Genomic DNA, 12,183 nt, shown 5'->3' with positions numbered 1-12,183 from the left:
CAAACGAGAAGAGAGAGAAGTAGACACAACACTCATACACACGGAAATGTGTATAACCCGGTTCCGTCGGTAGGCTTAGAGCCTGTTTGGGTTTTGGTTTGCAGGCAAGAGCGAGCGCCGCCGCTCGGAGCCCAAATTAAGAAATCAAAACGAGTTCTTAGGGGGATGCGCCGCGTCCCGTTCGTCTCGGTATCCAGACCGCTGATCCGGTGCTTGTACCGTTGGTGCTGTTTTTGTAGACAGCGGTGGTAAAATGCACGTACGTTATGAGCAATACTGATTGGCCTGCAGTTATAGCCCGTGATGCGTTCTCTCTCTCCTTTAGCTCTTATGTGGACTGCCCTGCTTAGCTTGATTTCCTGGACCCATATTGCTCTCGGCTTCCTTGCGCTCTTCGCTGGTCCTGCAGCCATGTACGCCCGCAAGGGCGGCACGGCGCATCGCCGGTGGGGACAGGTCTTTGCCGTGTCGATGGGTGTTGTCGTCGTTACAGCCGTGCCGTTGGCGATTGCAAGCACCAATGTGTTTCTTCTCTTCGTGTCGGGCTTCAGCGGCTACTTCGTATGGACGGGCGTGCGTGCCCTGCAGCATAAGCCTGGAGGCGCGGGACCAGCACGACCAGACTGGATCGGCACAGGAAGTATGCTCCTGGTGAGCATGGGACTGATCGTGTGGGGCGGATGGATGCAGGGACAGAGCACTGTTGCCTCCGTTGCTCTCGTTTTCGGCAGCATTGGCACTGCGCTGGCTGGATATGACCTGTACGACCTCTTCGCCCCGGCCTCCGATCCACGTGCCTGGTTCTACACCCACCTGTCGCGTATGCTCGGCGGATATATCGCCGCCGTCACTGCATTTGCCACCACCACCCTCACCATGCTCCCCCCGCTCGTCCGCTGGCTGGGTCCCACCGCTGTGGGCGTGGCAGGCATCGTGTGGCTGACCCGCTCGTACCGGCGTCGGTTTAACGCTCCAACCTCCGCATAAGCCCCGGCTCATACGTTCTGGTTCATGAGAAAACTTTTTCGACTTGCCGGATGGGTGGGCCTGGTGGGCATTGCCACCGGAACGATCGTATTTTTCAGCATTGGCAGCCTGAATGCCCCCGGCACCCACAGTCGCGTGTGGATACGCAGCGTCACTCATGCTGCGATCTACACCGGTATCATGACAGCTGTCATCATGGGCGTTGGTAACTGGGTATATACCTGGTTGCCCTTGCAATCGTATCGGGCCGTAGCCGGACATGTGGTGGGACAAGCAGGTGCCACACTGGTCTCGTTTGCAGTCGCCACAGGCGTAAATCATGTGCTGTTTCCAGACACGTTCTCGCTGTCCGGACCGGTGCTTTTCATCGTTGCGGGAGTCGCCGCCGGTACAGCGGCGCTGTGGAGCAGCTTCGCCTACATGGCCGAGTTTTTTCAACGTATGCAAGCCGCGCAGTCGGCCGCCTACGATGCCCGCCTGCAAGTGCTGCGTGCACAGATCAACCCACACTTTCTGTTTAACGCATTCAACACGGTCGCTGCGCTGATTCGGACGCGTCCCAAAGAGGCAGAAGCTGTTGTCGAAGATCTGTCTGACCTCTTTCGCTACACACTGCATGCTTCGGAACACGACACTGCACGGCTCACCGATGAACTTGACGCTGTGCGGCGGTATCTGGCTATCGAAAAAGCTCGTTTTCAGGACCGGCTGCAGGTAGATGTGCAGGTTGACGACGGGCTCCGCCAGATGCACATGCCAAGCATGACCCTGCAACCGCTCGTAGAGAACGCCGTGAAGCACGGCGTAGGCCAAACTACAGCACCCTGTGAGGTGTCCATTCAAGCACATGACCTCAGAGATCGGTGGCAACTGCGCGTCAGCGACACGGGACCGGGGTTCGACACCACCAACCCGGATGTGATATGCTCCCGGGGTACCGGACTCAGCAATGTGCGCGAGCGCCTGTCTCTCTTTGTTGGTGGACACGAGGCGCTGCTTATAGAACGGCAAGGCGTTGTGATTACGCTCCCGAAAAGAACGACCACCGCTTCTGACTTTTCTGATTCATAGATGCTCTACACCATGCGCTGTATACTGGTCGACGACGAGCCGCTGGCACGCGAGCGCTTTCGGTCGCTCCTTGACGAATCTGACTCCGATGTTACGGTGGTCGGAGAAGCCGGAAGCGGCAAAGACGCCGTGCCGCTCATCCATGAAACGCAGCCCGATGTGGTTTTTCTGGATGTGCAGATGCCCGTGCTCGACGGATTCGACGTAGTCGACCTGCTCTCCAAGCCGCGTCCACACATCGTGTTCGTAACGGCCTATGACAAGTATGCCCTGCAGGCGTTTGACATCCATGCCCTCGACTACCTCACCAAACCGGTTCGGCTGACGCGTCTGAGCAGTACGTTGCAACGACTGGCGGAAGCGACCGCATCCGAACCGAATGAGGGGCTTGATACGCTCCGCAAGGAGCGTCAAAGCAAGACACTGCATCGCCTCACGGTACATGTGGGGCGCAAGCTGCGTGTGGTCGATCTTGACGACATCCGCTACGTCGAAGCCAAGAACAAGCTGGTGTTTGTACATCTGCATAACACACGCTACCGAACGGATTTCACGCTGCAGGAACTGGAGAAGCGTCTTGACGATCGGTTTGTCCGTATACACCGTTCCATCATCGCGAATCTGGATGACGCGTACGAGCTGGTACCGTGGTCGTCGGGGACCTACCGACTTCGGCTTGCAGACGGCACCGAGCTTCCTGTTGCCCGGCGGCGCACACAGACGGTAAAGTCCGCACTGGGAACGTAACGGATCCGTGCGCACTGCTTGCTCATACGTTTGGGGTGGTTCGTTACTTATCCTGATTGCAGTGCTGCTTCATGCCTCCTACCGATGCGCTTGCCGATGCCCTTCGAACCATCCCTGATTTCCCCGAACCGGGGGTCCAGTACAAAGACATCACACCCATTCTATCCGACGCGGCGCTGCTACACGCAGCTGCATCCCGTTTAGCAACCCCCTATGCTGAAGCGAACATCACCAAGGTGGTAGGGATTGAGGCACGTGGATTCATTCTGGGTCCTATGCTGGCGCGCGAGCTCAATGCTGGTTTTGTGCCCGTGCGCAAGGCGGGCAAGCTGCCCCACAGCACGCTCGAAGAGACCTACGAGCTGGAGTACGGCACCGATACGATCGAAATACATACCGACGCGCTCGCCGCCTCCGACCGCGTGCTCCTGCACGACGATGTCTTGGCTACCGGCGGTACCGCTGCTGCCACCGCACGCCTGATCAGGCGCAGCGGGGCCGCGCTTCATGGGTTTTCGTTTCTGGTCGAGCTTACCTTCCTGGAAGGCCGTGCCGCGCTCGACGACTCGACTCCGTTTCATAGTGTGCTTCCCCTTGACGGGTAGCCCCCCTCGGCTACCTGCCTGCACGCCTCACTGCCTGCACGCCTCACTGCCTGCGTACCTGCCTCTGCCCCATGCTCGACATTCAGAAACGCCTCTCTAACTCCTTCTACGCGCTGTTAGCGCTTCCAGCCACGGCCATGGGCTTCGCGCTCACCGTGCAGATCGCTGCGCTTAGTTGGATTCTAAGTACGCAGTACGGCCTGCAGATCGACGAAATCGGCATTGTATGGGCCACCGGACCCATTGCCGGAATTATCGGCCAGGTCGTCATCGGTGTTATCAGCGATAAGGTCTGGTTTTGGAACGGACGCCGACGTCCGTTTCTGATTATTGGCGGAGTGCTGGCTTCGCTTATGATTCTGGCGCTTCCCAACATTGGCGTCATCCAGGAAGGCCTCGGGCTCGATGGCGTCCTGGGCATCGCTATCATCGTGTCGATGACACTCGACCTGTCGATCAACCTCTCGTTCAATCCAGCCCGCTCGATCATTGCTGATGTGACGCCCGAGGGGCGCGAGCGCACCAAGGGATACACCTGGATGCAGACGGTATCGGGCACGTTTGGCGTGCTGGCCTACCTCATCGGCGCCGTGTTCGACAATTTTGTCCTGCTCTACTTCGGCGTGGGGCTTGTCTTTTTCTTCTCGGTGATTCCGCCGCTCTTTGTGAAAGAGCCAAAGTATCTGGGCAAGTACGGCGAAGACGAAGATGAACTCGACCGGGAAGCCGCCAAACGGGGCGACCTTGATGGGATACAGAGCTTCGATGACATCAGCTTAATGGAGATCCTCCACGGCATTCGTCCGCTCTGGGGATTTCTCGTCTACGCCGTCTACGCGATTGCAATGCGGCTTACCGGATTCGAGTTTTCCGGGTACTACTTCGAAGGGGCACTCCTGGCAATTACGATCTTCTTTATTGCGGAGGCCCTCATGAAGTCTGAAGCAGGCAAATCCAGTGAAGAGGCGGGACTTATCGGATTCCGTAAGGTGCTGGCGGCGCACTCCTTCACATGGATTGGCATCCAGTCGATGTTTATCTATCTGTTTGCGTTTGTCGACTTCCGGCTGCCGGGGATGAGCGACGATGACTTGGGAACGGTGGTAAACTGGAGCTTCTTTTCGCTCAACCTGGTCGCCGCCATTCTGCCCGTTTTGGCGCTGGAGCCTCTTGCCAATAAGTTTGGCCGTGTGAAGGTGCACGCCGTTGCTCTCGCCTGCACCGCAGCCGGCTATGTAGGCATTCTCGCGTTTGGATTTTCCCCCTGGGCAATTTATCTGTGGATGGCGGTTGTGGGCATCGGCTGGGCCTCAACGATCAGCCTGCCGTTTGCAATCATGTCGCAGAAGATCGACCAGGGAAAGATGGGACTCTACATGGGGCTCTTCAACCTGTCGGTCGTACTTCCGCAGTTGGTCGCCAGCTTTGGCGTGGGCGAAGCCGTTCAGGCTGCCGACGACAAGGGGCTCGTGTTCATCATCTGTGCCGGTACCGTGGCGTTCTCGTCGCTGGCCTGGTTTATGGTCAAAGAGCCGGAAGACGAGCAGACCGAAAACCCTGTACTGCTTGACCAAGAGATTGAGGGCGAAGCTACCGAGACCGACAAGTAGTCTGGCACCGAGCTATCAACCGAGTGTTACTACTGTGACCAGCCCTAACGCTGCCGCAGCCGTCCCCAGCACGGTGCTTCCCATTACGTGAAGGAGCATCTTGATGGGCTCATCGTCGCGCAGGTACGCAGCGGCTTCAACCATCCAAGACGAGAACGTGGTGTACGCGCCCAAGAACCCGGTACCGACCACCACATGCCATGTGGAAGGCAATCCCCAGGCGAGGGAGGCACCGGCTATGCATCCCGCCAACAGCGCCCCCAAAACATTGGCCAGCAGGGTGCCAAGCGTGCTTCGTCCGGTAAGGCGTGTAGCAACGAGTCCGGTGAGGTGACGGGCCAGCGCACCAAAGGCAGCGGCCCCGCAGACAGCCAGATACATCATGGGTTGGAGGGAGAAGCAGAGAATGCATAGCGGCGATCGGCAGCAACAAGCCCGGCAAGGGCAGCCAGCAGTCCGAGTATCATGCTCGCAGAGGCGTAGCCAAGTGCCACAAGGGAGCGCCCGGACTCAACCAGATACACCAGGTCAAGGGCATAGGTCGAGAAGGTGGTAAACGAGCCCAGCAGTCCGGTGGTCAAGAAAAGCCGGAAGTAGATATGCCTCGGATGCGCATGCATCAGCCAGCGTCCGATCCACCCCAGCAAAAACGCGCCTGCAATGTTTTCGGCAAAGATGATCCAGGGTATATCACCGGGTTCGTAGGGGGCCAGAAGAATAAGCGCATATCGGAGGCCGCCCCCAACCGCCCCACCTGCCATCACAGCCAATCCGACAAAAATATGTTTGCGCACTGCGAATCTTACTAAACGAATGGTGCAGCAAAAGATGCGAGACGTAACATAGGCAAGCAGGGCCCCAAGAACAACAAAGCAAGATGTGTTTGGAGGCGCAATTTGCCCCAATAGAAGGAGCAGCAAACAAGAAGTGCCCGACGTGTGGGGACGTCCACAATCCCTGAAACCCCTTCCACCTCCGTTGCATTTCGCATGACGGCTGGATACGCCCGTATCCGCCACAGACCATCTGCTGGTTCACTCCTTGATGTTGCCCGATCTATGCGTATTGCTTCGTTAGTTGTTGCTTTGCTTCTCCTTGCTATGCCTGCCACCGCTTTGGCATCCGACGACTCGCCTGAGGACGAGCGCCACAGCACGGCCTCCCCCGAATCCATTAACCAAGTGCATGTGGAGGTGCAGGATGGCGTGCCCATGTATCAGATCACGCGGCTGGGCGAGCCGGTCGTCGAGCCGTCTCCGCTCGGCTTTTTGCTTGAGGATGCGCCTGATCTCGACGGGCCGTTTGCCATCACCGAGGTCGAAACCAGCACGTTCGACGAGACCTGGGAGCAGGTGTGGGGCGAGAAGCAGTTCATCCGCAACCACTACAATGAAATGCGCATCCACCTGACCGAGCAGGAGGATCCCGAGCGCGACCTGGTGGTGACCTTCCGCGTCTATGACGATGGCGTAGGATTCCGGTATGAGTTCCCTGAGCAGGAGGGGCTGGAGGAGTTTCGCATTGCGGATGAGCTCACCGAGTTCCGGCTGACGGGCGACCATGCGTCGTGGTACATCGATGCGTATCAGTGGAACCGGTTCGAGTACTACTTTGAGAACACGCCACTTAGCGAGGCCGACACGGTGCATACGCCGCTCACCATGCGCACCGAGGACGACCTCTACATCAGCATGCACGAGGCCGCGCTGGTGGACTTTTCGACGATGACGCTGGAGCGCACGGGCGAGAACACGCTCAAGTCGAATCTGATGCCGTGGAGTGAAGGCGACCGCGTGCGTGTCACCGATACCCGCGTATCCCCCTGGCGCACCTTTCAGCTTGCGGATACGCCGGGCGACCTGATCACGTCGTATCTGATTCTAAACCTGAACGAGCCCAACAAGCTGGAAGACACCTCCTGGATTAAGCCGGCTAAGTACAACGGCATCTGGTGGGAGATGCACCTCGACAAGTCCACCTGGAACCGGGGCGAGCGGCTGGGCGCCACTACGGAAAATGCCAAGCGATACATTGACTTTGCCGCCGAGCACGGCCTCGATCATGTGCTGGTGGAAGGCTGGAATGAGGGGTGGGACGAAGCTTGGTATGAGAGTGGCGTCGTGTTTAGCTTCACCGAGTCGATACCAGAGTTTGACCTGGAGGAGGTCGCCCAGTATGCGCTCGACAACGATGTGCGCCTGATGGGCCACCACGAGACATCGGCCAGCGTCTTGCACTACGAAGACCAGATGCACGATGCGTTTGCGCTCTACGAAGACCTGGGTGTGCGGGCTGTGAAGACGGGCTATGTGGGCCACGGCACCGAAATCGTGCGTTACGACGAGGACGGCAATGAACACAATGAGTGGCACCACGGGCAGTTTATGGTGAACCACCACCTGGACGTTATCGAACTGGCCGCCGAGCACCAGATTGCGCTGAACGTGCATGAAGGCGTGAAGAGCACCGGGCTGCGCCGCACGTATCCTAACATGATGACCAGCGAAGTGGCAAAAGGCCGCGAGTATGATGCGTGGGGAGATGCAGGGGGCAATCCGCCCGACCACACAGCGACCCTGCCGTTCACCCGCAATCTGGCCGGACCGTTTGACTTCACACCGGGCATGGTGGATCTGCACTTTGACGAGTATCGCCCCGACAACCGCATCAAGTCCACGCTCGCCAAGGAGTTGGCACTATATATCACCATCTTCAGTCCGCTGCACATGGTGGCCGACCTCCCCGAAAATTACGAGGAGCAGCCCGAGGCCTTTCAGTTCATCAAAGACGTACCGACCGACTGGTACGACACCAAGGTGCTTAACGCCAGCATCGGCAACTACATCACGATGGTTCGCAAAGAGCGCGGCGGCGACGACTGGTACCTGGGCAGCATCACCGACGAGAACGGACGCGTGCTCTCGGCACCGCTTCACTTTCTGGATGCCGACACCAGGTATGTCGCCGAGATCTACCGCGACGGCACCGATGCCCACTGGGACCACACGCCGTACGATATGGTGACTGAGGAGCGCCTCGTTGACCACACCACCGAACTCACGCTGCGCCTGGCTGCCAGTGGCGGACAGGTCATCCGCTTCCGCCCCGCTACCGATGAGGATATAGAGCGGTTGGAGTAGAAGTTTATGGGTGGAAGTGTGGAGGGTTGGAAGTGTGGAGGGGGTCTCCACCTCATTCGATGGAGTCGAGTCGGTTGAACAGCAGCCTGCGATTGCTGCTTTAGTAGGCAGGCCACTCTCTGCGCAATGGCGTCAATGACGTGGTGCGTGGAATGACCTCAAGAGCGTCAGTAGCTTTGAAGGACTACTTCTGTGAGAGTGACTTACATCCATCATTCTACTTTGGTATATACGACGCACCCTCTTGCGGTACAACTCCGCACTATCCATCCTCTCGGTCAATGCATAGCCATGGAAGAAACAATCATTCGTCCCGATACGAAATCCAGCTACACCAATATTCTCTCGATCGCAACCTTTCTGGTTGGTGCCGTGCTTTTGGGATTCCTCGCATGGGACTACATGAATGGCACCCTCCCAGAGAACTGGGTCTACTCTTTCGTAATCGGGATGGGAGCCATTGCCGCAAGTTTCTCGATTCGGTACAGGCATCTATTTGTTCAGCAGCCTGAGCTTCGCATCGACGGAACCGGCATCACATCGAAGAACACCTCTATCTGGGGAGGCAAGTCCATCGAGTGGACAGATGTCAAAGCGATCTCGCTTACCAAGAACAAGATCCAGGTCCAGTACCGCCAGTCTGGGTTGCGCGATGAGGTGCATCTTCCAAAGAATGGAACGCAGGAGCATGATCAGATCAGCCGTGCGCTTAGCGAGGCGGCTGCATCATTCGACATCGTGTACAACCAGCGTTGAACGGAACGCCACCGCTACTCCGCCAGCGGATCCCAGATGCGTTTCATGGGCAGCGAGAATCCGTTGACCACGGTCCCGGCGGTTACGGTATCGGGGCAGTCGAGCGTCGTGCGGAGTGTATCCGGCTGGTAGATATGGAAGTTTCGGATTCCAGAGGTGCCGCCGGTTGGACTCGTAAGCGTGAGGGTGCCATCAGGATCTTGCTCGATGGAGAAGCCTTTGTTCCTGGCGCAGAGCGCGCGGAAGGCTTCGTCGGAGAGGGGCTCTTCCAACTGAATCCGCATGCGCTGGCAGGGGAGCACGAGGCGCATGACAGCGTCGAGAGCAGCGGTGTCGCGCGGCACATCAACAGTTGTTGCCATAGCCATGCCTGAACGGACGTGAAGGAATCATGTACATTATGCACAATAAATACTGTGCGATCGCTGTGCAGGTCCCACATATATCGCAACGGCGCCCCCGCTGCATCGTATCACCGACCTACGATACGCCCCCGCCTCCCCCACCCACACCACCCGTAGCGCCTGCGCCGACGGATACACTGCTGGCAGACGAGCCGCTCCCAGAAGCCGATGCCGATGTGCTGCTCATCATCACGATGTAGAGCGGCAGGAAGGTAGTGAAGGCCTCCTGGCTGTCCCCTTTCCCCACACGGTCTTCGATCCACGACGGCAGCGTGACAGCGCTGGGGTTCTCCTCCAGTGCATCATTGATAGCTTTGACGTAACGTCTGCCGACCTTCGTGTCGAGGGTCAGCCACGGCAGCGCCTCCACAAACCGGTGCGCCGCCGCCACAGGATTGGCATCGAGTGTAGATTCGACTGCGGTGCGTTCTTGATCCAGATACGCCTGCACCTCGGCCCGTTCGCGAACGCCCGTTTCGCTGAGCGTACGATACTGCGTGGCGATCAGCACGCCACCGACACCTGCTCCCATCCCAAGTCCAGCAGCTACAGCGGCCATCCATCCCGAAAGCGCAAACAGCCCTGCAAGTCCCCCTGCGAAAAGTGCAACGCCGCCCAGCGCACTCCCCCACGAACGCGCCGGATGCTCTATGATCCAGCCGCGTGCGACCAGGTCGTTGCGGATCTGCTTCACCTGTCTATGCTGCCATGTCCTCTTCTTCTGAAAAAAGTCGGTGAGCGTATCGTGCGAGCGCAGCGCCTCGATGAGCGCTTCTTCACGATCAGAGAGCGTGTGCGACTGCGCGTGCACCTCTACTTCGATTGTCTCCGTAGATGGTTCAGTCCACGACGCCTCCTTCGCTGCGCGTCGCAACGTGAGGTGTCCGCGCTCGGCCAGATCAAACATCATCGCGCTAAACAGGCGGCGCCAGCCGTACATGTGCTCGCGCAGCACCAGGTAGCCCGCCTCACTGATCGGCAGCCGGGGCTCACGCGGACGCCGGACTGGCGGCGCAGAGGTGCGCCCGAGCCACCACGCGGCGGCCCCGCCCCCGATCATCCCAAAGAGCCCCAGCCCGATCCCGGTAAATACCTGCGCCCACTCTGGGCTGCTTGACGTGCGCTCGGACGCATCGATCACGCGGGGCAGGTGGATGCGCAGGCGATAGCCTTCGTTCGGGGCCAACTCGCCGTAAGTGAATATAGCCTGCCATCCGGTCGCCGTCCCCTCCAGCATCGCATCATCAGCTGGCGCAAGCCGGATCGAATCGCGGGGCACCTCGGGAAACGGAAGCTGCACGGTCGCCTGCATCGCGCGGATGGGCACATTCCACGCATCCCCCACCGCCTGCCAGTCGATCACCGTGCGTCCGTTGTCGGTGTAGGGCGCCCCCTCTACCGTGTACGTTAGCGTAAACGTCGTGAGGGTATCGCGCTCGGGATACTGCCACTGAATGACCCGCTCGCCGCCTGTCGTCTCGGTGGATACGTCAGTGATTGCCACATCATCGCTATCCACCTGCACATCGCGCAGCGCATCCATCTGCCGGGTGGGAATGCGCCGTTCGCCGCGGGTGAACGTGCCCTGGCGCAGATCGAACGTGATGGCTTCAGTGACAGCGTACGTGCCGCTGGTATCCACGGAAAGGTCCACCTCGTAGCGGGCGACGTCCCACGATGCATCTTGACCCTGGACAGCGTTTGGGCCTACGCATCCAACAAGAAAAAACACAAGACCGATGGCATACAGTCGAGCAGACATAGGCGGAGGCAGGCTCTTAGTGATTGAGGCGTCGCGCGTCCTGCTTTACCACGAATGGGCAGCTTGAAAGGTTACTTCAGGATACACATGGTTTGGCTACGATAGACTTTGGAACTTCACTTCGCAAAATGTATTTTTTTGTGCATTAGTGCTTGCAATTTCCAGTATCTATCGTATCTAACTTAGGTGCGTTTTTAAGTTCAGTATCGTTGAGTTTCTCTCGTTAAGATCTCATGTTGCTATGTCGTATATACCGAACTCAGCGCAGGTGCTTGTTCTCTTGGTCGCAGGTCTGCTCGTCGTAGGCTCGCCTGCCGAAGCGCAGGACGTGCGATGGAGCGTGTCGCTCGGTGGGACCGCCTCTTCGTTCCACGGGAATGCCTCTAACTTTGCGCAAACGGGTTTTGTAGGACAGCAGCTTCCCAGTAACTTCGCCAGCTACCGAACGGGTGTTCATGTGCGGGGTGGGTTCGATGTACTCTTGACGCGCCGGTTCGGTATCCAGGCGGAGGCAGCATACGCTCAGGCGGGTGGGATCCTGGAGCGCGAGCGGGTCGGTCCCGCAGACGGTCCCTTGGATGAGCGCATCACATTCAAGCTCGATGATCTGTCGTTCCCTGTGCTGGCCACGTTTCGCATACCATCTCTTGAACTCGGCGTGCGTCCTGAACTGTTTGCAGGCCCCGCCCTCAACGTGCGTCTTCGGTCCACAGCTGCTATCGAAGGGCGATCGTTCGACAGCAGATTGGATTACAATCGCACATCAGACGTTGCAGGGCCGACCGTTCATGTAGCAGGCATTGTTGGAGCCGCGTTCGCCTATCCGCTCGCATCAGGACGTGAGGTTGCACTCGATGTGCGATATCGATACAGTCAATCTCGTGTCGGCATACAAGATGCCCAAGCTCAGCCGCAAATGAGCACTATCAACGTAGGACTTCGATTTACTTTTGGCTTGTAAGCTACGCTCCGCATCAGACTCCATACATCTCATCTTTCAGGCCGTGTAACACCGCCCGTTGTCCCCACACACAAGTCATGCGTGTGCGTTCTCTACGAACAGGTGTGTCTATGTGTCGTCCGGCGGTTCCTTCAGGGTGG

Annotated in this window: 12 protein-coding genes; 8 read left to right on the top strand and 4 right to left on the bottom strand. The window is 58.3% G+C overall.

All coding sequences use genetic code 11. The features are described 5' to 3' along the window. Positions 1-351: 351 nt before the first annotated feature. From PPP56_RS04315 to PPP56_RS04295, 5 genes are all read left to right on the top strand, one after another. The gene (locus PPP56_RS04315; RefSeq protein ID WP_353562807.1) at positions 352-987 is read left to right on the top strand and encodes a DUF2306 domain-containing protein; all 636 of its coding nucleotides are present in this window, start codon (positions 352-354) and stop codon (positions 985-987) included. Positions 988-1,011: 24 nt separating this feature from the next. Next, positions 1,012-2,058, top strand: a complete 1,047-nt coding sequence (locus PPP56_RS04310; RefSeq protein ID WP_353562806.1) for a sensor histidine kinase — start codon at positions 1,012-1,014, stop codon at positions 2,056-2,058. A 12-nt stretch (positions 2,059-2,070) separates the two neighbouring features. After that, positions 2,071-2,805, top strand: coding sequence for a LytR/AlgR family response regulator transcription factor (locus tag PPP56_RS04305; protein WP_353562805.1), 735 nt, complete (start codon positions 2,071-2,073; stop codon positions 2,803-2,805). A 71-nt stretch (positions 2,806-2,876) separates the two neighbouring features. Continuing rightward, positions 2,877-3,410 (top strand): adenine phosphoribosyltransferase, encoded by a 534-nt coding sequence (locus tag PPP56_RS04300; protein WP_353562804.1) that lies wholly within the window; start codon positions 2,877-2,879, stop codon positions 3,408-3,410. A gap of 71 nt (positions 3,411-3,481) precedes the next feature. After that, positions 3,482-5,020, top strand: coding sequence for an MFS transporter (locus PPP56_RS04295; RefSeq protein ID WP_353562803.1), 1,539 nt, complete (start codon positions 3,482-3,484; stop codon positions 5,018-5,020). 15 nt (positions 5,021-5,035) lie between these two features. On the opposite strand, the gene PPP56_RS04290 is transcribed toward PPP56_RS04295, so the two are convergent. Further along, positions 5,036-5,404, bottom strand: coding sequence for a fluoride efflux transporter FluC (locus tag PPP56_RS04290; RefSeq protein WP_353562802.1), 369 nt, complete (start codon positions 5,402-5,404; stop codon positions 5,036-5,038). Beyond that, the gene (locus tag PPP56_RS04285; RefSeq protein ID WP_353562801.1) at positions 5,401-5,814 is read right to left on the bottom strand and encodes a fluoride efflux transporter FluC; all 414 of its coding nucleotides are present in this window, start codon (positions 5,812-5,814) and stop codon (positions 5,401-5,403) included. The genes PPP56_RS04290 and PPP56_RS04285 overlap by 4 nt, the downstream gene beginning before the upstream one ends. Positions 5,815-6,120: 306 nt before the next feature. Between PPP56_RS04285 and PPP56_RS04280 the strand changes: the two genes are divergently transcribed. Both PPP56_RS04280 and PPP56_RS04275 read left to right on the top strand, forming a co-directional pair. Then, complete coding sequence (locus PPP56_RS04280; RefSeq protein ID WP_353562800.1) at positions 6,121-8,160, top strand: glycoside hydrolase family 97 protein; 2,040 nt, start codon at positions 6,121-6,123, stop codon at positions 8,158-8,160. A gap of 291 nt (positions 8,161-8,451) precedes the next feature. Next, the gene (locus PPP56_RS04275) at positions 8,452-8,916 is read left to right on the top strand and encodes a hypothetical protein (protein ID WP_353562799.1); all 465 of its coding nucleotides are present in this window, start codon (positions 8,452-8,454) and stop codon (positions 8,914-8,916) included. Positions 8,917-8,930: 14 nt separating this feature from the next. On the opposite strand, the gene PPP56_RS04270 is transcribed toward PPP56_RS04275, so the two are convergent. Both PPP56_RS04270 and PPP56_RS04265 read right to left on the bottom strand, forming a co-directional pair. Continuing rightward, positions 8,931-9,278: a hypothetical protein gene (locus tag PPP56_RS04270; RefSeq protein WP_353562798.1), complete on the bottom strand. Its 348-nt coding sequence runs from the start codon at positions 9,276-9,278 to the stop codon at positions 8,931-8,933. A gap of 118 nt (positions 9,279-9,396) precedes the next feature. Next, positions 9,397-11,082, bottom strand: a complete 1,686-nt coding sequence (locus PPP56_RS04265; protein WP_353562797.1) for a DUF2207 domain-containing protein — start codon at positions 11,080-11,082, stop codon at positions 9,397-9,399. Between the two features lie 241 nt (positions 11,083-11,323). On the opposite strand from PPP56_RS04265, the gene PPP56_RS04260 reads away from it, so the two are divergent. Then, positions 11,324-12,043 (top strand): porin family protein, encoded by a 720-nt coding sequence (locus tag PPP56_RS04260; protein ID WP_353562796.1) that lies wholly within the window; start codon positions 11,324-11,326, stop codon positions 12,041-12,043. The last annotated feature ends 140 nt before the right edge of the window (positions 12,044-12,183 follow it).

The sequence above is a fragment of the Longimonas sp. genome, assembly GCF_040409695.1.
Lineage (GTDB): Bacteria > Bacteroidota > Rhodothermia > Rhodothermales > Salinibacteraceae > Longimonas.
The sequence above is the reverse complement of the archived record's forward strand: the minus strand, read 5'-3'. Positions and strand labels throughout refer to the sequence as shown.